The following is a 23,148-nucleotide window of genomic DNA, read 5'->3' as shown; positions in this document are numbered from 1 at the left end:
TCGCACTCAAACTGCGTTTCTTCCCTTGTCAGTGATAGGATCGGGACATGTCATCCCCAACAGAAAGCAGGCAGGCGAAAGCCGAACTGCGCCGTAACCAAATCGTCGCAGCCGCGAAAGTCTGCTTTCGTCAATATGGCTTTCATGCCGCCAGCATGGCGGAGATCGCCCAGCGTTCAGCCTTGAGCGTCGGGCAGATTTACCGCTACTTCGTCAATAAAGACGCCATTATCGCCGAAATTGTTGACCGCATTATTAACGATAAAATGCGGCGTCTTGAGGATCTTAGCGACCACATCAACCTGATTGCCGGTACGCTCGCCACGCGGACGCTGTATCAATTACCTGGGCAGAGCGAAGACGACCACCTGCTGATGCTGGAAGTGACCGCCGAAGCCACGCGCAACCCGGCGGTGGCCGCCATGCTGAGCGATGCCGAAGCGCGCCTGTTCCGCCACGTCTGCCGTAATCTGCAACAGCTCTATCCGTCGTTCAGCGACGAAGAAATCGCCGCGCGCGTCGAATTTATCGCCGTGCTCAGCGAAGGCACCGGTTATCGCCTGCTTACCACGCAAAAAGCCGACCCCAAACTGCTGGAAGGTTTATACCAGCAGGCTATCTCCCATCTGTTCCGTGAGTCCGCCACACCTAATGAGTAAACAACACGCCCGTCAACGATTAGTTTATGCCGCCGTGCTTGGCCTTCTGGCCGCACTGGGGCCATTGTGCATCGATCTTTACCTGCCGGCGCTGCCGCAAATGACCGCCGAGCTCAACACTTCAACCGCCACGGCGCAGCTGAGCCTGACCGCCGGCCTGCTGGGGCTTGGACTTGGCCAACTGATCTTCGGCCCTTACAGTGACAAGCTGGGACGTATCCGTCCCTTACTGCTGTCACTGCTAATTTTACTGGCAGCCTCGCTGTGGTGCGCCTTGGCCACCAGCATCGACCAACTGTTGATCGCCCGCCTGCTGCAAGGGCTGGCCGGTTCCGGCGGCGCCGTAATCTCCCGCGCCATCGCCCGTGACATGTATTCAGGCCATGAGTTAACGCGCTTTTTTGCGCTGCTGATGCTGGTGAACGGGCTGGCGCCAATCGTCGCGCCGGTGCTGGGCGGCGCGCTGCTGAAATTTATGGACTGGCGCGGCATTTTTGACGCGCTGGCGCTGATCGCCCTGTTGCTCTTCACCCTGTCCCTGCTGAAGCTCAAAGAGTCGCTGCCACAGGAGCGGCGCAGCCAGGGCGGCTTGCTGTCGATGCTGTTGTCGCTGGGTGGCCTGTTGCGCCAACGGCAATTTATGGGGTTGTGCCTGACGCAGGGCTTCGTGATGGCCGGGATGTTTGCCTATATCGGCGCATCGCCTTTCGTCCTGCAGCAAATCTACGGTCTCAGCCCGCAGATGTTCAGCCTGTGCTTTGCGATGAACGGCATCGGGCTGGTAATTTCTGCCCAGACGGCAGCGCGTCTGAGCCGACGCTTCGGTGAACTGCGGGTTCTAAAATGCGGGCTGACGCTGGCGGCCAGCGCCTCACTGCTGCTGTTGCTGGCCGGCTGGCTGCATGCGCCGTTGCCGCTGTTGCTGGCGCCGCTGTTCTTCGCCATTGCCGCCGTCGGCAGCGTCGGCCCGACGGCTTCCTCGCTGGCAATGCAGAGCCAGGGCGACAAAGCCGGCAGCGCTTCAGCGCTGATCGGCGTCTGTATGTTCGCGCTCGGCGCCTGCAGCGTTCCGCTCACCGGGTTGGGCGGCACCTCCAGCGTCTCGATGGCACTGACGATTTTCGGCTGCTATTTCATCGCCATTGTGCTGTTCACCCTGCTGGTGCCGAAAGCCCGCCGCTGATCGATAGCCATAAAAAACCCGCTCATCAGGAGCGGGTTTTCAGCAAAGCGGCTAGTGTCGCTTAAAGCGCGGTAACGTTAGCTGCAGATGGGCCTTTAGCGCCATTGGTGATTTCAAATTCTACCTGCTGGCCTTCAGCGAGCGTTTTGAAACCATTGCTAACTATGGCAGAAAAGTGAACGAAAACGTCCTTGCTACCATCTTCCGGAGTAATGAAACCGAAACCTTTAGATTCATTAAACCACTTAACGCTACCTTTAATCTTAGACATCAAACTTACCTTTAACGTGAATGTAAGACACAAATCGTGTGTCAGATACAGTACAGCAACTGCCCGGCTTTTTGTCCACTGCTCAGATCACATAATGCGGATAAAAAGTGCAATAGCCGGCATCTGGCGGCGTAAAGTGTCCGTTCCACCCATAAAATACGCAATTTCCAGGATTATCCGCTCAGATCCCCGCCGAATAGCGATTCACGCTACACGTTGCCGCACAACCGCCGCCTGGAAACCGAATGGCTATGAAATATAACCAGATAATCTTTTTGCTTCCGCCGCCGCTGGGCTAGGGTTAAGCATAACCGCAGCTAACCGAGAGAAGCCTATGCCCTGTCAACTGGCCGAACAAATCATCACCTACCGCCGTGAACTGCATCAGCACCCCGAACTGTCCAATCAGGAATTCGCCACTACCGAACGTATTACCCGCTGGCTGCAACAGGCCGATATACGCATCCTGCCGCTGGCGCTATCCACCGGCGTCGTGGCCGAAATCGGCAGCGGCGACGGGCCGCTAATCGCCCTGCGCGGCGATATTGACGCCCTGCCGATTGCAGAGCTCGCCGATGTCCCCTTCGCCTCACGTCAGCATGGGGTGATGCACGCCTGCGGGCACGATTTCCACACCGCGGTGATGCTTGGCGCCGCCCACCTGCTTAAAGCGCGTGAGTCCTCGCTCCCGGGCCGGGTGCGTATCTTTTTCCAGCCGGCGGAAGAAACCTGCGACGGCGCGCAGCAGCTGATTGACGCCGGCGCGCTGGACGGCGTCGCGGCCGTGTTCGGCCTGCACAACGCCCCGGAATTGCCTACCGGAACCTTCGCCACCCGCGCCGGTCCCTTCTACGCCAACGTCGATCGCTTTCAGATCCGTATCACCGGCAAAGGCGCGCACGCCGCCAAACCGGAACAGGGTATTGATACCATCGTCACCGCCAGCCATATCGTGAACGCCCTGCAAACCCTGCCGAGCCGCAGTTTCAGCTCGCTGGAGGCGGTAGTGGTCAGCGTGACGCGCATCGAGGGCGGGAATACCTGGAATGTGCTGCCGCAGACGGTGGAGCTGGAAGGCACGGTGCGCACCCACAACGGTGACGTGCGCCGTCAGGTACCGGATAAAATTCGCCAGGTGATCGACGGCGTCGCCGCCTCGCTCGGCGCACAGGCCGAACTGTGCTGGCACCCCGGACCGCCGGCGCTGGTCAATCACGCCCACTGGGCGGACTTCAGCAAAACGGTGGCGGCGGAGTACGGCTATCAGGTCGAAGAAGCCGAACTGCAGATGGGCGGTGAAGATTTCGCTATTTATCTGCATCACGTTCCCGGCACTTTTGTCAGCATCGGCTCAGCCAGCGAGTTCGGCCTGCATCATCCGCGCTTTACACCCGATGAACAGGCTATTTTCCCGGCGTCGCAATACTTTGAACGCCTGGCGGAGCGCGCCTTACAGCAACTGGCGCAGGTGCCGCAACGGGCCGTCAGCCTGGCCTGAAGCCTACGTTACCCGCTTTTCGCCGCGGCAGCGCGGCGAATGCCTGACACCACCATTCGGGCGCAGCGACGCTACCCTGTTGCTGTACCGCATTACGCGCTATCATAAGCGTTGTATTGAACGAATTAACGAGAATGATGATGAACGGCAAGATAACGACTTTTTTTGCAGAGAAAGGCTTCGGCTTTATTACCGATGAAAATGGTGAAAATCGCTATTTCCACGTGGTAAAAGTGCAAAACCCCGATCTGATTAAGAAAAACGCTGCGGTAACGTTTGAGCCGACCAATAACGCCAAAGGGCCCTCCGCCTATGCGGTAAAAGTGCTGGCTCCAAGCAAATACATCATCATTGCCAATGAACGTATAAAAATCAGCAGCATCAAATCCTTCCACACCTTCACCAAAGAAGTACCGGTGCAGAACCAAGTGGACAAAGAAAACACCGTATTATCGGTTGGGCTGCTGATGAACCGTATCCGCCCGCAGACGGAGAGCGCCCCGGAGATGCAGACGCTGCGCATGCTGTCGGTGGTCACCTTCCAGAACGTGACCCATACCTTCTCCGAACATGAGATCGATCTGGACGACACGCTACAGGCGCTCCAGGGCCTGTAAACGCCATATGCGTGAGCCTCTACCCAGGCTCACGCCGCCGCTACTCTTTAAACCAGATGTGATCGACGCTGCTGCCGCTCACCACATTAAAAGACTCAACCCGGTTACGCCCCAGCGACTTGGCGCGATACAGTGCGATATCGGCCATATTCATCAGTTGCTCCCAGGATTTAACCTCCTTCATCGCCAAGCTGGCTACGCCGACGCTGATGGTGACCTTCAGCGCCTTATGACCGCTCTTCACCTCGCTCTTTTCCACCTGCTGGCGCAGAAACTCCCCTAACGCTACCGCCTGAGCCGCCAGCGCGCGCGGCAATACGACGGCAAACTCTTCACCGCCCAGCCGTCCCAGAGGCTGATCGTGGCGCAGTTCACGCCGCAATACGTGGGTAACATGGGTCAATACCCTGTCGCCGACAATATGCCCATGGGTATCATTAATCAGCTTGAAGTGGTCAATATCAATCAGCAGCAGCGATACCGCTTCTTTAGAGCGCCGCTTGTGTTCCAGCAATTCCCTCGCCTTACGCGTCAGCGCGCTACGCGTCAGCGTTCCGGTGAGAAAGTCATGATTGCCGCTATGTTCCAGGCGGCGCACCAGTTTGCGATTAGCCACCATCGAGCTGGAGAGAATCAGTGGCCCCATCACCAACATGGCGATCCCCAGACGCGCCGACATCAGGGTATCCAGTAATGCGCCGCGGGACGTCGGCGTTTCGTACAGCATCACATTGGCGGAAATGGTGCAGATCTCCACCACGCCGGTCAGCAAGGTCAACAGCGTGACGGTAAACAATTGATAGCGCACCGCGCACCACAACAGCGCCGGGATCGGGAACGCGATAGCGCCGGGGCCGCCGATATAGATGCTAAACAGCAACGACCCCAGCAGCGCCAATAGCGGCAGACCATCACTCAGGTTCCAGTGATACTGCATACGCAGCAGCGTTTTTAAGCGCGGCGCCGCCAGCAGAACGGGTAAAATCAGCAAAGTTGTGGAGAACTGTTCGCTAAACCATGCCAGCCAGGCGGTCAGCACCGTATTATTGTACAGGCTGTCATTACGCAGTATCGACAGTGTCGACGCCACGACGGCCCCGGCCAGACCGGCGGCAAACAGATACAAAATGGCCTGTGGATTCCCCATGCGCCGCTGAGACTGCGGCAACAGCCGCATCACGCAGTAGCCCGTCGCCACCAGCGACATATTGCACAGGTTGAGCCATAGCGCCAGCATCCAGCCTTCACCGGTGGTCAAATCCGCGGCAATCATGGCGATATAGGTCACCAGCCAGCCTGCCGGGCTGGCATAGGCCGGCTTACGCAATAACACGCCCAACAAAATGGCGTTAACCGGCCAGAATAAGGAGAGAGAATCAAGAGGACGGGAAAAAATGCCAACGAGAGAAAGAAAGAAAACCAGCAAAAAAAGATTAACGAGACGCACTGCGCCCGGCAGTCCATGCTTAGAAAGCATTCTGGCGTTCATAGCCTGAACCACGCAAACATCATGACCAGAACAGTTGTATGCATATCATTCCATGCCCCAGCAAAATAAGGAGAATATATAAACCAGATTGCAACGGGAAAAACCAGACGGTGCAAAGATAAAAACACATTAACCTTTATTTAACAGAATCATCCTATATCTGTCGGCGTCTAGGTCCGCTTCCCGCAGAGCAGCCTCTTTGGTTAATAGCATAGCGCAACCTACTGTATTGCGGAATAAACATATAACCACAAAAATAGTGCAAGATAATATCTTGCAAATAAACAGAAGCATCCATTCCCATTATTTTATCGGGCAAATAATCGCCTGCAATACGTTCCCCGACGCCATGGAGGCCTGCCATCAATATGACGGCTTTCACGCTGACGCCCTGATTCCGGCGAAACAGGCCCACACCACAAACAAAAAAAATCCCGCACAAGGCGGGATAAACTCAATGGGGATGGGTAATACACTACAGGAAAGGAATAACACACAACATCATCGGGTGAGTTAACACTATCAACTTGAGTGTATAGATTTGTCATCCTTGGGTAAGTTTGCTCAGGTAGATGTAACGCTGGATGGAAATAATAGACATCACAGCCGCCCCGCTTCCCTCTGGCTACCGTTGGCGATACTGCTCATCGCTGACCTGTTCCAGCCACGCCACCGGACTGCCGTCGAGCGATTCAGCAATGGCAATATGCGTCATGGCGGTATCAGCCGTAGCGCCATGCCAGTGTTTTACGCCCTGCGGGATCCATACGATATCTCCCTGATTCATTTCCTGCACCTTACCGCCCCACTCCTGCACCCAGCCACGCCCTTGCGTCACGATTAACGTTTGACCCAGCGGGTGCGTATGCCAGGCGGTGCGCGCCCCCGGCTCAAAGGTTACGGTAGCGCCGCCAACGCGGGCATCATCGCTGCCCTGGAAAGGCGCGTCGATGCGCACCTGGCCGGTAAAATAGTTCGTCGGGCCAGCCTGAGAGGGCTGAGCACCGCTGCGTTGTACTTTGACCTTATCCTCATCTTCCGCGGCAACAGAAACCGCCGGTGCGAGCATGGACAGCATCATGGTTGAAGCAGCAAGAAATTTCATAACGTCCCCTTAATCGTGCAAATATTTGCGGTGCTTTAACGGTAACGGGATTCTTTTAGCTGAAAAAGTGGGTAAATGCGCAAGGAGATATGAGTAATATTCATTAATAGACTGCACCCTCAGCACCGGAGCACTACAATGATCGCTACCCCGGAATGATCCAACGCTGACCGCAGAGATGTTAGGAGAAAACGTTAACGATTTAATCGCCTTCCTGATGGTGGCGCAGGAACGCAGCTTCACCCGCGCCGCTGCCAGGCTGGGCGTATCTCAATCAGCCCTCAGCCATGCCGTCCGCGGTCTGGAAGAGCGGCTTGAGGCATTACGCTACCCGTCTCCGGCAACAGGTAGATAGCGCTTAGCCCGTACGCGCTCTCAATCATTAATGACATGCTGGCGAGATCCGCCGGTAGCATCAAAGCGCTGTTTGAAGTCAGTACACTGATGCTTGGGCTGCACGGCCCCGACCCGCAAAGCGGAATATCACTAAATACATAATGGTTCCTGAATTGTGAGAAACGGATCGGACGCCGCGTGTGATAACCCAAATACCCTATACCGTGTAGCCCCCTGCACATCTCCTCTCCCGTGCATCACGATGCCATTCGGAGTATTATTGCCTCCTCACTGTCGCCATGGCGGCAATGTGGCCTATATATATCGTCAGAAGTTATGACCTTCTGGTGTCGTGTAGAATTTTTGGTTGAGATCAAAGGACTGCGGATAAATGCGATTCTTCATCGGTTTTCTTATCATCATGAGCCCGATACTGTGGCTTACTGATGCGCTTGGCAAGTTTGCCATTATTGCCTGGTTGGCAAACAGCGTAATTCTTACCTGTATCGTCAAATATATCGTGAACAGCAAACCCAAAGAGTATGACGAGGATCAGGATGTGTTCTAAGATCTGCCATGCAGCGGTGGCTTAATAAAAAATTGATGGGAGCAAACATATATCACTAAGATGTCTCGCCATACCTACCCATAAACAACCTAATCCGCTTATCATATTCACTACAGGGAATCCTCTGAGTTCTTTCATATCCATATCGAATTCTCCGGCCCGGGCATGACATAATAGCATGAGAATAATACTCACATTTTAATCATCCTCGCTACAATACCCGCTTATGACGACGCCTCATTCGCTCCTTCCCCTGTAAGAGGTGGGCGAGCCGACTAACCCGACCTTGGGAAGAAAAGATGTGAAACTTACCGTAGCCAGCGATGATTGTCATACACGCCAAGAAAATACTCATAATGAGAAAAACCCTTTTTCATTTATGCTTAAGTAAGCAATAGTTCGATTAATTTTTAATATACCTAACACCATATTATTTACTAATTAATGCCCCCCCCTAAAAACCTGTACATGTCAAATATTCAATTACTCCAATACAAAACAAAAAAGAAAAAACTTAAACAGACTTAAGAAAGATCCCTTTACAATAAGAAAAAAACATTTAATCTCTATGAAAATCAAACAATGAAAAATTTCTTATGGAATAATATAAAAACCAAGGTTAACATACGTCGCACTTAAGAATTGATGTTACTTTCACATAATAGTCACATCAAATAACGGATGACAAAAAATAATTTATATTTTTTGGGGTAGGGATATGCCTTTATTTTTAATAAATATAGAGTTAGCCTTTTACTTTTCGGCATCTTTATTTTTTATGTTTATTTCGTTTTTGTCTGCAACATGCCGGTCAATATCACTTGATAGGATCAATGCCTTTTTAGTGGCCATCATGATGGTTCTTTTTTATGGTCTGCGAACGGAGGGAACATCAGACATAAAAATGTACCTTGATTTCTTTGACAGAATGAGTGACTTTGAAGACTTCCCGTGGAGTTATGGGTTTTACATAATCGCCAAAACAATAAAATTAATAAATCCTTCTCATGAGTTCTACATTTTCTTCACGTCATTGTTTTTTGTTTGTGCAGTTTTAATATGCACATTTAAGTACTTAAAAAATGAACCGTACAAATCACTATTAATGCTTTCTTTTTTTAATGGCTGGTACATGTTAGACTTGGCAACAAACACCATAAGGCAAGGTATGGCGCTCCCATTTGTCATGCTTTCTTTTTACTTCTTAATCCACAAAAAAAGATCTCTTTTTTTAACATTCGCAGCATTAGGAATAAGTATACACTGGGGTGCATTGACCCCTCTGTGTTTTGGTGTTTTTTCCTATTGTATAGCTAAAAGAAGGCTTCTGCTTAAGTCTATCACAATAGCTGTCCTCCTTTTTTATACGAGTTCTTATTTCATAAACCTCGACATTGCCCGAGTCCTAGTAGAGAAAACACCCATCGACACTCTCCAAAATTTTTTTGTCGGCGTAAACCTGAAAAGCAAGGCCTATGCGTACCTTAACTCAGAAATAATCGGCGCTCAATTTTATCAACTACCGATTATTACACGACTAAAATATACGACAGAGTCATTCATCCCACTGGTTGTCAATGCCATATTTTTCCTTACCCGTAAAAAAGACGATCCGTTTTTTTATCAGAATAAATTATATCTCCCCGTGTATACGCTCTTCTTGCTACTTACCGCATATGGAGTGAGCATTATATCTATGGTGTGGTTCTTCAGGAACTTCTACTGGGGACCAATGCTCTCAATGATCAGCCTGATGATGATTATTTCTTACTATAAAAGATCAAAAAACCATAATGCATACGTATTTATTCTCACATCGTGTGTCCTGATTGTAGGCTTGCTCGCAAATTGGCCATCAGCACTTCTACAGATGTCATACCCCGCATAGCCGTCAAAAGGTTATATTTACTGTTCGCACCTCTCACCGTGCTATAAAATAGTAATAACCTGTACTCTGAAACGGATCGCATGATCTTTGAATCAATGCCGGGAATACCCGGCATCTTCACTAGTTAACCTAGTTACTATTTCTCCGCAATCTTTCGCAGATATTCGTTATTCTTAAAGGCAATAATAATCATCTCGAATGCGACGCGGACAAATACGCCGCCAATCAGGATGCCAAGCAGGCCACTAAACACCCCGCTGTACGCCATGACGCCAATACCGCTGATTATCACGCCTAACAGCGTTAACCAATAAACCACGGTGATAATTTTTGGAGTAAGCATCGAATCAAAGAATAAAACATTTCTCATTAATAACCCACCTTGCTTTTATATATACTATTCCATAGTTTCTACACTGTGTAGCTGTTCCATTCTGTCATATTAATCAGGCGTGCGGCTAGTCATATATACGCGTTGATAGGGGCTAAATCACATTTATGACATGCGGCAGGGGAATGCAATTATCGTTACTGGGACGGGGAAATATTTTTATAAAATAATAACGCCCTTGATTTATCCATATTAAGATCAATCAAGCATAAACGGAATGAAGGAAAGATGACCGTTTTGTTGCAGAAAAAAGCCCAAATCTGAAATGGCACGCCCTGTAGGACTCGAACCTACGACCTACGGCTTAGAAGGCCGTTGCTCTATCCAGCTGAGCTAAGGGCGCATTGAAGAGATGCGGCAACCCGGGGTTGCGGCTTGGATTATACGGCCCGAAGAGAGTGAGTCAATGCCTTTTCATTGTGTCGCCGCCGCCAGGACGTTTTATGCTGCTTTTTCCACCACCGTCGTGCGCTAACATCATGATCTCTGAGCGCTAATCAGGTGTTTTACTGATATGAAAACGTGCATATTGCATGGCCTCGTCCCTTTTTTCCTTCACCGTTATCGCGACATTAACACGATTCAGCGCCTGACAGCGCGCTCAGCTTCTGACAAAATAGCACCATCCCCCGCTTTTTCTTAAATGATGGATTTCCACACCGATGGCAGCAAAGATTATTGATGGTAAAACGATTGCGCAGCAGGTTAGAAGCGAAGTGGCTGAGCAAGTTAAACAACGTCTGGCCGCAGGAAAACGCGCGCCGGGTCTGGCGGTTGTGCTGGTGGGCGAAAACCCGGCCTCACAGATTTATGTCGCCAGTAAGCGCCGTGCCTGCGAAGAAGTCGGCTTTGTTTCCCGCTCTTACGATCTGCCGGCCTCCACCAGCGAAGCAGAGCTGCTCAAGCTGATCGACCAGCTGAACGCCGACGCGGAAATCGACGGTATTCTGGTGCAGCTGCCGCTGCCTGCCGGCATTGATAACGTCAAGGTGCTGGAACGCATCCATCCGGACAAAGACGTCGACGGCTTCCACCCGTACAACGTCGGCCGCCTGTGCCAGCGCGCGCCGAAGCTGCGCCCGTGCACCCCGCGCGGCATCGTCACCCTGCTGGAGCGCTATAATATCGATACCTACGGCCTGAACGCGGTAGTGGTCGGCGCATCCAACATCGTCGGACGCCCGATGAGCATGGAACTGCTGCTGGCCGGCTGCACCACCACCGTGACGCACCGTTTTACCAAAAACCTGCGCCATCACGTGGAAAATGCCGACCTGCTGGTGGTGGCCGTCGGTAAACCGGGCTTTATCCCGGGCGACTGGATCAAACCGGGCGCCATCGTGATTGATGTCGGCATCAACCGTCTGGAAAGCGGTAAAGTGGTCGGCGACGTCGACTTCGAAGCCGCCAGCGAACGCGCCGCCTATATTACGCCGGTTCCCGGCGGCGTCGGCCCGATGACCGTCGCCACGCTGATTCAAAACACCTTGCAGGCCTGCGAGGAATATCATGACGTTCAACCTAAATAAGTAAGGCAGTATGGAAATTTTTAATCTGGATAACCACCCGCACGTCGAACTCTGCGATTTGCTGAAGTTTCAGGGCTGGTGCGAAAGCGGCGGCGCGGCGAAAGAAGTCATTGCCGATGGTCTGGTCAAGGTTGATGGCCAGCAGGAAACCCGCAAACGCTGCAAAATCGTTGCCGGACAGCAGGTCAGCTTTGCCGGCCGGACGGTCACCGTTCAGGCTTAATCGCCGCGATTAAAAAACCGGGTTGCACACGCGCAACCCGGCTTTCTCAGGTTCCCCTTTTCGTCCCCCTCGTATGCAGCCTCCTGCCGTCTATTTCTCGATCATCGTCAAAGAATTACTTTTTCCTCTGGCTGAATGTAAAAATTAAGTTGCACGCCCTACCGAGTTGCCAGACGATGAGTAGAACGTTCTACTAGAACGTTCTACTTACAATAACAGCGCCATTTTCAGCGCATCCAGGGTCTCACATCGGGGGAAAACAGCATGAGTCTGTTCTCAGGGTTTGTTAAATCGTTATCCAAACTGTCCATGATTGGCCGCGCGCTGATGCTGCCGATCTCACTGTTGCCGGCCGCCGGCCTGCTGCTGGCATTCGGCGACAAATTCCATCTGCCGCTGATGATGAACGCCGGCGGGGTGATTTTCGATAACCTGCCGATGCTGTTCGCCATCGGCTCGGCGGTGGGGCTGGCGTCAGAATCAGGCATTGCCGCACTGTCCGCCGCCGTGTCGGTGTTCGTTACCAATATCACCATCGGTACGCTACTCGGCATCACGCCGGAGATGGCCGCCCAGGGCGGAAAATATGCGTTGGTGGTCGGCATTCCCACCCTGCAGATGGGCGTGTTCGGCGGCCTGATCTGCGGCATTCTCGCCGCCTGGTGCTATAACCGCTTCCACGCTATGCAACTGCCGGAATTTCTCGGCTTCTTCTCCGGCAAACGCTTTGTGGCCATCGCCACCGCTTTTTTGTCGTTCATCATGGGCCTGCTGCTGCCCTACGTCTGGCAGCATATTCAGTCGGGCATTGATGCGCTCTCGGTGGTGGTCAACGGCGATAATCAGGCGGCCTCCACCTTTATCTTCGGGCTGGTGGAGCGAGCGCTGATCCCGCTTGGCCTGCACCATATCTGGTATCCCTCCTTTTGGTATTCGTTTGGCGACTACACCACCGCCGCCGGTCAGGTGATCCACGGCGATCAGACCATCTGGTTCAAAATGTTGGAAGAAGGTGTGAAATCCTTCAGCAGCGACAGCTATCAGGACGCCGGTAAATTTATGCAGGGCGAATTCCCGCTGATGCTGTTCGCCCTGCCGGCGGCCTGCCTGGCGATGTATCATGAAGCCCAGACGGCCAACAAAAAAATCGCCGCCGGCATTCTGTTTTCCGCCGCGCTGACCTGCTTTTTGACCGGCATCACCGAGCCGGTGGAGTTCACCTTTATCTTCGTGGCGCCGATTTTGTACGTCTTTAACGCCATCATGGCCGGCCTGGCGTATATGACCATGTATCTGCTGCATGCGCATATCGCCAAGTCGTTCTCGGCCGGCTTTATCGACTACCTGTCATTCGGCATTCTGCCTTCGTTCAACGGATATCAGACCCACTTCCTCAGCGCCGTTATCGTCGGTATTCCGATGGCGCTGATCTACTACTTCACCTTCCGCTTTGTCATCCGCCGCTTCGACGTCAAAACGCCGGGCCGCACCAACGTAACCGCCAATGCGGATGACAAGACCGACACCGAGCTGGCAACGGAAATCATCGGCCTGCTGGGCGGCGCACAGAATATTGACTCCGTCGGTTCCTGCATCACCCGCCTGCGTCTTGAGGTGGCGGACAGCAAAGCGGTGGATAAAGACGGCCTGAACGGCCTCGGGGCGCGCGGCGTGGTGTTCGTCGGCGATAGCGGTATTCAGGTGATTTTTGGCGCGCGGGCGCAATTTATTGCCCAAACCATGTCGACGATGATTGGCAAATAAGCGGAAGATGGTAGGCTGTAAACGTCTCCGTCATCGTTCGGAGACGTTGTTTTATCTCGCTGATTACGGCGGATTTTTCCGGGAGCAGGTTTGAAGAAAGTCAGCATTATCGACGTGGCAAAACAGGCGGGAGTTTCCGTCTCGACGGTGTCGCTGGTTCTGCGCCAGAAGGGCAAAATCTCCGACGCCACCATCGCCAGGGTGCAGGCCGCTATCCGCCAGTTGGGCTACGTGCACAACGTGGCGGCAGCCAATTTGCGCGCCAGCACCTCAAACCTGATTGGCCTGATCCTGCGGGATTTCAGCGACAGCTTCTCCATCAAGGTGATGGCCAGCATCGTGCAGGAACTGGAAGCCCAGGGCTATATGGTGTTTCTCGGCCAGCCGCAGGATGAACAGGCGCACCTGGAACGCTGTCTGCTCTCTTTCAAGCAGCAGGGAGTGGCCGGAGTGATTTATCTGGCGTCCGATGCCGCCCGCCCGCAGCTGCCCGCGCTTATCCGCCAGTGTCCGCTGCCGCTGGTGGCGGTTTCGCAATCGCTGCTGGAGGAGGAGTGTAACCTGGTGATGCGCGATAACCGCCAGGCCGCGGGGTTGGCCACCCGCTATCTGATCGAACGCGGGCACCGCAGCATCGGCTATATTGGCGGCCGGCAGGATTCACTGATTCGCCAGCAGCGGCTACTGGGATTTCATGGCATGCTTGCCCAGCACGGCATCGCCTGCAAAGAAGAGTCCGCCCCCGCCTGCAGCGACGATACCCGCGCCGCCAGCCAGGCCACCCGTCGTTTGCTCGAGCAAAACAATACCATCACCGCCCTGCTCTGCCACTCGCCGGACGCCATGATCGGCTGTATCAACGGTATTCATCAGGTAGGCCGCACCATCGGCAAGGATGTGTTTCTGACGCAGCAGGTGGCGCTGATTGGCTTTGAAGATATGCTGCACGTCAACCTGACCTCGCCGTCGTTTACCTACGTCTCCTCCGCCAGCGAAGAAACCGGCCGTCAGGCCGCCGCGCTGATGCTGCGCCAGCTGAAGGAGCCGGCGTTACAGACCCAGCGCATCACGCTGTCCGGCCAGTTGGTCAGCCGGGAGTCGGCATAAAAAAAGCCGGGGAGTGAAACACTCGCCCGGCCTGAGAACCGCTTTATAGCGCTTACTTACGGCGCCAGGTGGTGCCCTGCGGGCCGTCTTCCAGCACGATACCCATTTCGTTCAGCCGATCGCGGGCTGAGTCCGCCAGCGCCCAATCTTTCGATTTACGCGCGTCGTTACGCTGCTTAATCAGCGCTTCAATCTCTGCCACTTCACCGTCATCGGCCTGCGCGCCGCTCTGCAGGAACGCTTCCGGCTCCTGCTGCAGCAGGCCCAGCACTTTCGCCAGTTTGCGCAGCTCGGCCGCCATGGCGTTGGCCGCCGCCATATCTTCGCTTTTCAGGCGGTTGACTTCGCGCGCCAGATCGAACAGCGCCGAATAGGCTTCCGGCGTATTGAAGTCATCGTCCATCGCCTCGCGGAAACGTGCCTCAAAGGCTTCGCCGCCGGCAGGCTGTGCCGCCGGGTCGGTGCCGCGCAGCGCGGTATACAGACGCTCCAGCGAAGCGCGCGCCTGTTTCAGGTTCTCTTCGCTGTAGTTCAGCTGGCTGCGGTAGTGGCCGGACATCAGGAAGTAACGCACGGTTTCCGCATCGTAATACCCCAACACGTCGCGAATGGTGAAGAAGTTGTTCAGCGACTTGGACATTTTCTCGCGGTCGATCATCACCATGCCGGAGTGCATCCAGTAGTTGACGTACGGGCCGTCGTGAGCGCAGCTGGACTGGGCGATTTCGTTTTCATGGTGCGGGAACATCAGATCCGAACCGCCGCCGTGAATATCAAAATGGGTGCCAAGCTGTTTGCAGTTCATCGCCGAGCACTCGATGTGCCAGCCCGGACGGCCTGCGCCCCACGGTGATTCCCAGCTCGGTTCGCCCGGCTTGGACATTTTCCACAGCACGAAGTCCATCGGGTTGCGTTTAACGTCGTCAACCTCTACCCGCGCGCCGGCCTGCAACTGTTCCAGATCCTGGCGCGACAGCAGACCGTAATCCGCATCGCTGTCGATAGAGAACATCACGTCGCCGTTGCTGGCCACGTAGGCGTGATCGCGATCCAGCAGGCGCTGGGTAATCTCGATAATCTCGGCGATATGCTGCGTGGCGCGCGGCTCCTGATCCGGACGTTCAATCAGCAGCGCGTCAAAATCGGCGTGCATCTCCGCCAGCATGCGGCCGGTCAGTTGATCGCAGGTTTCGCCGTTTTCCGCCGCCCGGCGGATGATTTTGTCGTCCACGTCGGTCACGTTGCGTACGTAGTTCAGATCGTAACCGAGGTAGCGCAGGTAGCGCGCCACTACGTCAAAGGCGACAAAGGTGCGGCCGTGGCCGATATGACACAGATCGTAAATGGTTACCCCGCACACATACATACCGACCTTTCCGGCATGAATTGGTTTGAATTCCTCTTTTTGACGACTCAGGGTATTAAAAATCTTTAGCATCGGGACATTCCGTGGTGTGCGTTGTAACAATATTAATAACAGGGATCCGCGTATTGAACCCCGAAGACCGCAGTAATGCAAGGTTAAGGCCAAGGAATGCTGACATCCTCGGCAGAAAACCCGGCGCCGCGCGCCGCCTTCCGCTGTTATCTTATAACAAAAATCAACGGGCAGACAGCGCAAGCCAAGCCCGCTGCTGACTCGCTAATAGAGATATGTTATAAGGTCGGTCTGATTGTTTACAGTCCGCTGTAACATCTCACTTCACCTTGTTAGGATTAAAACTATGGTTACTTTCCACACCAATCACGGCGACATCGTCATCAAGACCTTTGCCGACAAAGCACCGGTCACCGTTGAAAACTTCCTGAACTACTGCCGCGCAGGTTTCTACGACAACACCATTTTCCACCGTGTTATCAATGGCTTTATGATTCAAGGCGGTGGTTTTGAACCTGGCATGAACCAGAAAAGCACCCAGGCGCCAATCAAAAACGAAGCCAACAACGGCCTGCAGAACACCCGCGGCACGCTGGCAATGGCACGCACCAACGATCCGCACTCCGCCACCGCACAGTTCTTCATCAACGTGGTTGATAACGACTTCCTGAACTTCCGCGGCGAAAACGCGCAGGGCTGGGGCTACTGCGTATTTGCTGAAGTAGTCGAAGGCATGGACGTGGTCGACAAGATCAAAGGCGTGAAAACCGGCCGCAGCGGCATGCACCAGGACGTACCGGTCGAAGACGTGGTCGTCACCAGCGTTACCGTCAGCGAGTAATTGCGACGGCATGCACACGCTGTTTATCGCAGATCTGCATTTATGCGCACAGGAACCGGCAATTACTGCCGGTTTTCTGCATTTTTTGCAGCGCGACGCCGTTCACGCGGACGCGTTATATATCCTTGGCGACCTGTTTGAAGCCTGGATCGGCGACGACGATCCTGAACCGCTGCACGCCGAGATCGCCGCCGCGCTGAAGGCGCTGCAGCAGGCCGGCGTCCCCTGCTATTTCATCCACGGCAACCGCGACTTCCTGCTGGGCAAACGCTTCGCCCGCGCCAGCGGCATGACCCTGCTGCCGGAAGAGCAGGTGCTGGAACTGTACGGCCGCCGCATCCTGATCCTGCACGGCGACACGCTGTGCACCGACGATCGTGACTACCAGCACTTCCGCCGCCGCGTACATAATCCGCTGATTCAGAAACTGTTTCTGGCGCTACCGCTGCGCTGGCGTCTGAAAATCGCCGCCGGTATGCGCGCCCGCAGCCAGCAAAGCAATCAGCACAAAACGCTGGATATTATGGACGTGAATCCGCAGGCGGTTGAGCAGACGATGGCGCGCCACAACGTGCGCTGGATGATCCACGGCCATACGCATCGTCCCGCCATCCACGAACTTTCGCTGCACGGCGCAGCGGCGCATCGCGCGGTATTGGGCGCCTGGCACCAGGAAGGCTCAATGATCAAAGTCAGCCGTGACGACGTCGAGCTGATCGCCTTCCCATTCTGATACAGCGCTAACTTCCTGACTTCAGGCGCGAGTGGAAAAATTCGCGCTTTTCACGGTGAAAACCGGCCACGCAACCGTTTTCCTTACTGTGCACCCGTGGTATGCTCTACGCCCTCAAATGGCTTGCCGCCTCAGGCAATTGGCCAACGCTTGTACAATGACAGGAGCCTTACACCCATGGGAGCCAACGCCGCTTCAGCCACCACCGCTGGCGCTAAAATCGCAATTGTAATGGGATCGAAAAGTGACTGGGCCACCATGCAATTTGCGGCCGATGTCCTGACCACGCTTGATGTCCCGTTCCATGTTGAAGTCGTCTCCGCTCACCGCACGCCGGATAAACTGTTCAGCTTCGCCGAACAGGCCGACGCTAACGGTTTCGATGTGATCATCGCCGGCGCTGGCGGCGCGGCGCACCTGCCGGGTATGCTGGCGGCGAAAACGCTGGTGCCGGTGCTGGGTGTGCCGGTGCAGAGCGCGGCGCTGAGCGGCGTGGACAGCCTGTATTCCATCGTCCAGATGCCGCGCGGCATTCCGGTGGGCACGCTGGCGATTGGCAAGGCAGGCGCAGCCAATGCCGCGCTGCTGGCGGCGCAGATCCTGGCGCGCCACGATGGCGCCCTGGCGCAGCGGCTGGCCGACTGGCGTCAGGCGCAGACCGACGAGGTGCTGGGCAATCCGGATCCGCGGGAGGAAGCATGAAGCCGGTTTGCGTACTGGGCAATGGCCAGTTGGGCCGCATGCTGCGCCAGGCCGGCGAACCGCTGGGGATCGCCGTCTATCCGGTTGGTCTGGATGCCGAACCGGAAGCGGTGCCGTATCAAAACAGCGTGATTACCGCCGAGATCGAACGTTGGCCGGAAACCGCGCTGACGCGCGAACTGGCGACCCACGGCAGCTTCGTCAACCGTGATATCTTCCCGCGTCTGGCCGACCGCCTGACGCAAAAGCAACTGCTTGACCAGCTGAATCTGGCGACCGCACCGTGGCAACTGCTGGCTGACGCGGCCGAATGGCCGCAGGTGTTCGCCAAACTGGGTGAACTGGCGATCGTCAAACGCCGTGTCGGCGGCTACGATGGCCGCGGCCAGTGGCGCCTGCGCCCCGGCCAGGAAGCCGAACTGCCGGCCGACGCTTATGGCGAGTGCATCGTCGAGCAGGGCATCAATTTCTCCGGCGAAGTGTCATTGGTGGGCGCACGCGGGCACGATGGCCAATGCGTGTTTTATCCGTTGACCCATAATCTGCACGAAGAGGGCATTCTGCGCACCAGCGTGGCGCTGCCGACGCCAAACCCGGCGCTGCAGCAGCAGGCGGAACAGATGCTGTCAGCGATCCTCAACGCCCTGGACTATGTCGGCGTGATGGCGATGGAGTGCTTTATCGTCGGCGATCGGCTGCTGATCAACGAGCTGGCGCCACGGGTGCACAACAGCGGCCACTGGACGCAAAACGGCGCCTCCATCAGCCAGTTCGAGCTGCATCTGCGCGCCATTCTCGGCCTGCCGCTACCGACGCCGGTGGTCAATACTCCGTCGGTGATGGTGAACCTGATCGGCACCGACGTGGACAGCGCCTGGCTGGGACTGCCGCTGGTGCATCTGCACTGGTATGACAAAGAGGTGCGCGCCGGCCGCAAAGTCGGGCACCTGAACCTCAACGATCCCAACGCCGGTACGTTGCGGCAGGCGTTGCAGCAGCTGGAACCGCTGCTGCCCGTCGAGTACCAAAGCGGCCTGAATTGGGCACAGCAGAAACTGGCGTAATCCGCGCTGCGGCAAAAAAAGGGTTCGGCACTGCCGAACCCTTTGTTATTGGTGCTAACCGTCATAGCGGCGGAACAGCGCCTGCCCGCGCAGCAACCGCACGCCCAGCCAACCGCCGCACAGCGACAACAGCAGCGCGCTGAGCAGCGGCAGCGCCCACCACAGCACCGGCGTCGGCTGCCACGGGAAGTCAAACACCCGGCTCTGCAGCTGCCACAGCGCGGCTTCGGCTCCCAGCGCTGCCGCAAACCCCGCGGCCAGCCCCAACAGCGCAAACTCGCACCACAGCGTACGCCGCAACAGGCGCTTGCTCGCTCCCAGCGTGCGGTACACCACCAGTTCCTGACGACGTTGGCGCATGCCCACCTGCACCTGAGCCAACAGCAATAAGCCGCCGCACAACACCACCAGAATCACCATCACCTCCAGCGCGCGGCTGACCTGCTGCAGCACGCCGCCAACCTGATGCAAAATGGCGCCGATGTCCAACAGGCTGAGCGTCGGGAACTGCCGGTTCAGCTGGGTCAGCATGCTGCCGTCACCGCCGTAGCGGAAACTGGTCAGCCAGGTCTGCGGCTGGCCGTCCAGCGCCCCCGGCGGGAAGATAAAGTAGAAATTAGGCCGCAGGCTCTCCCAATCCACCTGCCGCAGGCTGGTGACTTTCGCCTGGAATGACTGGGTATCGCCGCTGAAGGTCAGCGTGTCGCCCAGTTTCACCTTCAGCCGCTCCGCAATGCCGGCATCCATCGATACTTCGCCGCGCTGCGGCGGCCACTGGCCTGCGGTCAGCGGATTGTGCTGCGGCCGCTGCGCCAGCCAGGTCAGATTCAGCTCACGGTTGACCGCCTCGCCGCCGGGATCGTCCTCACGCACCAGCTCGGTCGCCGCCTGCTGATTAATCTCCGTCAGGCGTACGCGCACAATCGGATAGAAAGTTTCCGGCGCGATCTGATGCTGCTGCAGGAAACTGCGTACCTGCGGCACCTGCTGCGCCGTCATATTCATCAGAAAGTAGTTCGGCGCCTCCGGCGGCAGCTGTTGCTGCCAGCGCTCCAGCAGATCGCCGCGCAGCACCAGCAACAGCGCCAACAGCATAAACGACATGGAAAAGGCCGCCAGTTGGCTGACGGTAACCCACGGCTGGTGCAGCAGCCGGTTGACCGCCAGCCGCAACGCCAGGTTGCGCAGCCTGATGCGGCGCAGCAGCGCGATGCAGCCCCAACCGATCGCGCCGAGCAGCAACGCCAGCACCACCGTGCCGGCCAATACTGACCACAGCAGCGTACTGCCCCCCATCAACAGGCTCAGCAACGCCACCACGATCAACAGCGCCGCCGGCAGGAAGTAACGCAGCGGCCAGACGTTGGCCACCACGTCGCGCCGCAGCACGCGCAGCGGCTGGGTCGCCAGCAGTTGCCGGTAAGGGCGCAGCCCCACCAGCAAGGAGATCATCACCAGCGCACCCAGCGCCCACAGCCACGGCCAGCCGCCAGCGGCCGGCAGCGCCTTGGGCAGCACCGGCGCTAACAGCCGGATCAGCAATGCCTCAAACGCCAGCCCCAGCAGGCTGCCCCACAGCGCCGCCAGCAGCAGCACCGCCAGCCATTGGCCGACAATCAGCCGGCGCAGCGCCTTGCGGCCGGCGCCCAGCGTTTTCAGCACCGCCATCAAATCGTGACGGCTGCGGCAATAGTGGCTCATCGCCACCGCCACCGCAGCAACGGCCAGCAACAGCGTCAGCAATGCCGACAGCAGCAGAAACTGCTGCGAACGCTGCAGCGATTTGCCCAGCGCGCCGCCGGCGTTCTCCGTATCAAACCAGCGCTGATCGGCCTTCAGCTGCGGCGTCAGCGTCGCCGCATAACGGTCCAGGTCCGCCTCGGCGCCGGCAAACATATAGCGATAGGTCAGGCGGCTGCCGGGTTGCACCGCGCCGGTTTTCTCAACGTCCGCCATATTGATCAGAATACGCGGCGCGGTCTGGAAAGGATTAAACCCGGAGTCCGGCTCCTGCAGTATTTCCCCGGCGATGCGCAGCGTGGCGTCGCCGACGTCCAGTTCATCGCCCACTTTGACGCCCAGCAGCGCCAGCAGCCGCGGCGCCACCAGCACCGTGCCCGGCTGTGGCTTGACGTTCGCCGGGCGCGTTTCCAGCTTGCCGTACAGCGGATAAGCCAGATCGGTCGCCTTAACGTTGGCCAACTGCGGCCGATCGCCGGCGTAGGTCATGGTGGTAAAAGAGAGCTGGCGGCTTATCTGCAGGTTTTGCCGGCTGGCGTCAAGCAGCCAGCCTTCCGGCACCGGATGCGCGCTGCGCAGCACCCGGTCACCGGCGATAAAATCGCGGCTCTGTTGGCTCAGGCCTTTTTCCATCCGGTCGCTGATGCTGCCGAGCGCCAGCACGCAGGCCACCGCCAGCGTCAGCGCCAGCCAGACAATCAGCAGCGACGGCGAACGCCATTCCCGCCAAAACCAGCGCCAAATCATGCTTCCTCCCACAGCTTGCCGTCACGCAAGCGCAGCCGGCGCTGGCAGCGCGCCGCCAGCGTTTCATCGTGGGTCACCAGAATCAGGGTGGTGGCGTAATCGCGATTGAGGGAAAACAACAGATCGGCGATGCGCTCGCCGGTCTGCCGGTCGAGGTTGCCGGTCGGCTCATCGGCAAACAGCACGCGCGGCCGGCCGCTGAAGGCGCGCGCCAGCGCCACCCGCTGCTGCTCGCCGCCGGACAGCTGCGCCGGCAGGTGATCCAGCCGCTGCCCCAGGCCAAGCTGCTCCAGCAGCTGCACCGCCTGTTCGCGGCTGCGGCGATCGCTCTCGCCGCGCAGCAACGCCGGCAGCTGCACATTTTCCAACGCGTTCAGCGTCGGCACCAGCATAAAGGACTGAAAAACAAAACCGACGTTGCTGGCGCGCAGCGCAGCGCGCCCTTCTTCATCCAGCGCGCTCAGCGACTTGCCCAGCAGATGCACCTCGCCGTCGCTGCCGTCATCCAGCCCGGCCAGGATCCCGAGCAGCGTCGACTTGCCGGAACCGGACTCGCCGATCAGGGCAAGAGTCTGCGCAGGTTTGACAACCAGCTCGACTCCGGTAAGGATGGTGAGCTGATGCTCACCCTGACCAACGTGCTTACTAAGATGATGAACTTCAAGAACGTTTTCCGCTGGCATTTTCCCATCCTTCTGCTGTTGGGTTTATTCTGTTTACGTGCGGCGGCTGCCGATACGTTATTGATTCTTGGCGACAGTTTAAGCGCCGGCTACCGCCTGCCGGTGGCGCAAGCCTGGCCGACGCGGCTGGCCGAACAGTGGCGGAAACAGCCCGACAGACCCGAAGTGATCAACGCCAGCATCAGCGGTGATACCGCCGCTCAGGGACTGGCGCGCCTGCCGGCACTGCTGAAACAGCATCAGCCGCGCTGGGTACTGATTGAGCTCGGCGCCAACGACGGGCTGCGCGGTTTTCCTCCGCCGGACCTGCAACGCGACCTTGAGCAAATAATCACCCTGACGCAGCAGGCCGGCGCCCGTCCGCTGCTGATGCAGATTCGGATACCGCCGAACTACGGCCGCCGCTATACTGAATCATTCAGCGCGGTCTACCCGCGGCTTGCCAAACAGTTCAGTATCCCCCTGCTGCCATTCTTTATGGAGCAGGTGGCTATTAAGCCGGAGTGGATGCAGGATGACAGCCTGCACCCGAATCTGGATGCCCAGCCGTTTATCGCCAATTGGATGGCGGAACGCCTGACCCCCTTAGTGACACAGAAGCCTGCGCCCCATTGATCCATGCCGTATTGCGG

Annotated in this window: 22 protein-coding genes, 1 tRNA gene and 1 pseudogene; 16 read left to right on the top strand and 8 right to left on the bottom strand. The window is 56.5% G+C overall.

Translation table 11 applies throughout. From position 1 onward, the window contains the following. Positions 1 to 47 precede the first annotated feature (47 nt). Positions 48 to 659: a TetR/AcrR family transcriptional regulator gene (locus TAN611_RS05740; protein WP_105230095.1), complete on the top strand. Its 612-nt coding sequence runs from the start codon at positions 48 to 50 to the stop codon at positions 657 to 659. Then, on the top strand, positions 652 to 1,842 hold the full coding sequence (locus tag TAN611_RS05735) for a Bcr/CflA family efflux MFS transporter (RefSeq protein ID WP_105230094.1): 1,191 nt from the start codon (positions 652 to 654) through the stop codon (positions 1,840 to 1,842). The genes TAN611_RS05740 and TAN611_RS05735 overlap by 8 nt, the downstream gene beginning before the upstream one ends. A gap of 61 nt (positions 1,843 to 1,903) precedes the next feature. Here the strand turns inward: TAN611_RS05735 and cspE are convergent, their stop codons facing one another. Continuing rightward, positions 1,904 to 2,113, bottom strand: a complete 210-nt coding sequence (gene cspE / locus TAN611_RS05730) for a transcription antiterminator/RNA stability regulator CspE (RefSeq protein ID WP_105230093.1) — start codon at positions 2,111 to 2,113, stop codon at positions 1,904 to 1,906. A gap of 334 nt (positions 2,114 to 2,447) precedes the next feature. Here cspE and TAN611_RS05725 point away from each other — a divergent pair, with 334 nt between their 5' ends. Together TAN611_RS05725 and TAN611_RS05720 are read left to right on the top strand one after the other, a co-directional pair. Next, positions 2,448 to 3,611, top strand: coding sequence for a M20 peptidase aminoacylase family protein (locus tag TAN611_RS05725; RefSeq protein ID WP_105230092.1), 1,164 nt, complete (start codon positions 2,448 to 2,450; stop codon positions 3,609 to 3,611). A gap of 140 nt (positions 3,612 to 3,751) precedes the next feature. Next, positions 3,752 to 4,228, top strand: coding sequence for a cold-shock protein (locus TAN611_RS05720; RefSeq protein WP_105233225.1), 477 nt, complete (start codon positions 3,752 to 3,754; stop codon positions 4,226 to 4,228). A gap of 40 nt (positions 4,229 to 4,268) precedes the next feature. Here TAN611_RS05720 and TAN611_RS05715 read toward each other — a convergent pair whose 3' ends face one another. After that, the gene (locus tag TAN611_RS05715) at positions 4,269 to 5,717 is read right to left on the bottom strand and encodes a GGDEF domain-containing protein (protein WP_105230091.1); all 1,449 of its coding nucleotides are present in this window, start codon (positions 5,715 to 5,717) and stop codon (positions 4,269 to 4,271) included. A 625-nt stretch (positions 5,718 to 6,342) separates the two neighbouring features. Further along, the gene (locus TAN611_RS05710; protein WP_203067756.1) at positions 6,343 to 6,786 is read right to left on the bottom strand and encodes a cupin domain-containing protein; all 444 of its coding nucleotides are present in this window, start codon (positions 6,784 to 6,786) and stop codon (positions 6,343 to 6,345) included. A 214-nt stretch (positions 6,787 to 7,000) separates the two neighbouring features. On the opposite strand from TAN611_RS05710, the pseudogene TAN611_RS05705 reads away from it, so the two are divergent. The 3 genes and pseudogenes from TAN611_RS05705 to TAN611_RS23665 all read left to right on the top strand — a co-directional run. After that, positions 7,001 to 7,141, top strand: a pseudogene (locus tag TAN611_RS05705) (LysR family transcriptional regulator); the annotation flags it as partial. Between the two features lie 408 nt (positions 7,142 to 7,549). After that, a complete protein-coding gene (locus TAN611_RS05700; protein ID WP_197951422.1) occupies positions 7,550 to 7,726 on the top strand; it encodes a hypothetical protein in 177 nt (58 codons plus the stop codon). A 718-nt stretch (positions 7,727 to 8,444) separates the two neighbouring features. Continuing rightward, positions 8,445 to 9,614, top strand: a complete 1,170-nt coding sequence (locus TAN611_RS23665) for an EpsG family protein (RefSeq protein WP_203067380.1) — start codon at positions 8,445 to 8,447, stop codon at positions 9,612 to 9,614. A 136-nt stretch (positions 9,615 to 9,750) separates the two neighbouring features. Here the strand turns inward: TAN611_RS23665 and TAN611_RS05690 are convergent, their stop codons facing one another. Continuing rightward, the gene (locus TAN611_RS05690) at positions 9,751 to 9,984 is read right to left on the bottom strand and encodes a DUF4282 domain-containing protein (protein WP_105230090.1); all 234 of its coding nucleotides are present in this window, start codon (positions 9,982 to 9,984) and stop codon (positions 9,751 to 9,753) included. Positions 9,985 to 10,271: 287 nt separating this feature from the next. Further along, positions 10,272 to 10,348, bottom strand: a tRNA-Arg gene (locus TAN611_RS05685). A gap of 319 nt (positions 10,349 to 10,667) precedes the next feature. Between TAN611_RS05685 and folD the strand changes: the two genes are divergently transcribed. The 4 genes from folD to malI all read left to right on the top strand — a co-directional run bounded on the left by folD (position 10,668) and on the right by malI (position 14,628). After that, positions 10,668 to 11,534: a bifunctional methylenetetrahydrofolate dehydrogenase/methenyltetrahydrofolate cyclohydrolase FolD gene (gene folD, locus TAN611_RS05680; RefSeq protein ID WP_105230089.1), complete on the top strand. Its 867-nt coding sequence runs from the start codon at positions 10,668 to 10,670 to the stop codon at positions 11,532 to 11,534. Positions 11,535 to 11,544: 10 nt separating this feature from the next. After that, the gene (gene ybcJ / locus TAN611_RS05675; RefSeq protein ID WP_105230088.1) at positions 11,545 to 11,757 is read left to right on the top strand and encodes a ribosome-associated protein YbcJ; all 213 of its coding nucleotides are present in this window, start codon (positions 11,545 to 11,547) and stop codon (positions 11,755 to 11,757) included. A gap of 264 nt (positions 11,758 to 12,021) precedes the next feature. Continuing rightward, complete coding sequence (locus tag TAN611_RS05670) at positions 12,022 to 13,521, top strand: PTS transporter subunit EIIC (RefSeq protein WP_105230087.1); 1,500 nt, start codon at positions 12,022 to 12,024, stop codon at positions 13,519 to 13,521. Positions 13,522 to 13,611: 90 nt separating this feature from the next. After that, a complete protein-coding gene (malI, locus tag TAN611_RS05665) occupies positions 13,612 to 14,628 on the top strand; it encodes a Mal regulon transcriptional regulator MalI (protein ID WP_111737606.1) in 1,017 nt (338 codons plus the stop codon). A gap of 52 nt (positions 14,629 to 14,680) precedes the next feature. Here malI and cysS read toward each other — a convergent pair whose 3' ends face one another. Then, positions 14,681 to 16,066, bottom strand: a complete 1,386-nt coding sequence (cysS, locus tag TAN611_RS05660) for a cysteine--tRNA ligase (protein ID WP_111737607.1) — start codon at positions 16,064 to 16,066, stop codon at positions 14,681 to 14,683. Between the two features lie 286 nt (positions 16,067 to 16,352). Between cysS and ppiB the strand changes: the two genes are divergently transcribed. The 4 genes from ppiB (at position 16,353) to purK (ending at position 19,346) form a co-directional block, all read left to right on the top strand. Then, complete coding sequence (ppiB, locus tag TAN611_RS05655; RefSeq protein WP_105230084.1) at positions 16,353 to 16,847, top strand: peptidylprolyl isomerase B; 495 nt, start codon at positions 16,353 to 16,355, stop codon at positions 16,845 to 16,847. A 10-nt stretch (positions 16,848 to 16,857) separates the two neighbouring features. Further along, positions 16,858 to 17,580, top strand: coding sequence for a UDP-2,3-diacylglucosamine diphosphatase (locus TAN611_RS05650; RefSeq protein WP_111737608.1), 723 nt, complete (start codon positions 16,858 to 16,860; stop codon positions 17,578 to 17,580). Positions 17,581 to 17,757: 177 nt separating this feature from the next. Beyond that, positions 17,758 to 18,282 (top strand): 5-(carboxyamino)imidazole ribonucleotide mutase, encoded by a 525-nt coding sequence (purE, locus tag TAN611_RS05645; RefSeq protein WP_105230082.1) that lies wholly within the window; start codon positions 17,758 to 17,760, stop codon positions 18,280 to 18,282. After that, entirely contained in the window at positions 18,279 to 19,346 is a 1,068-nt protein-coding gene (purK, locus tag TAN611_RS05640; RefSeq protein ID WP_111737609.1) for a 5-(carboxyamino)imidazole ribonucleotide synthase, read from the top strand. Before purE ends, purK begins: the two co-directional genes overlap by 4 nt. Positions 19,347 to 19,400: 54 nt before the next feature. Here purK and ybbP read toward each other — a convergent pair whose 3' ends face one another. Together ybbP and ybbA are read right to left on the bottom strand one after the other, a co-directional pair. Continuing rightward, positions 19,401 to 21,833, bottom strand: a complete 2,433-nt coding sequence (ybbP, locus tag TAN611_RS05635; RefSeq protein ID WP_203067379.1) for a putative ABC transporter permease subunit YbbP — start codon at positions 21,831 to 21,833, stop codon at positions 19,401 to 19,403. Continuing rightward, positions 21,830 to 22,516 (bottom strand): putative ABC transporter ATP-binding protein YbbA, encoded by a 687-nt coding sequence (ybbA, locus tag TAN611_RS05630; RefSeq protein WP_203067378.1) that lies wholly within the window; start codon positions 22,514 to 22,516, stop codon positions 21,830 to 21,832. Before ybbA ends, ybbP begins: the two co-directional genes overlap by 4 nt. Between ybbA and tesA the strand changes: the two genes are divergently transcribed. Continuing rightward, positions 22,487 to 23,131, top strand: coding sequence for a multifunctional acyl-CoA thioesterase I/protease I/lysophospholipase L1 (gene tesA / locus TAN611_RS05625; RefSeq protein ID WP_203067755.1), 645 nt, complete (start codon positions 22,487 to 22,489; stop codon positions 23,129 to 23,131). The two genes, ybbA and tesA, sit on opposite strands and share 30 nt — an antisense overlap. The last annotated feature ends 17 nt before the right edge of the window (positions 23,132 to 23,148 follow it).

The sequence above is a fragment of the Serratia sp. Tan611 genome (assembly GCF_905188235.1).
Lineage (GTDB): Bacteria > Pseudomonadota > Gammaproteobacteria > Enterobacterales > Enterobacteriaceae > Serratia_B > Serratia_B rhizosphaerae.
The sequence above is the reverse complement of the archived record's forward strand: the minus strand, read 5'-3'. Positions and strand labels throughout refer to the sequence as shown.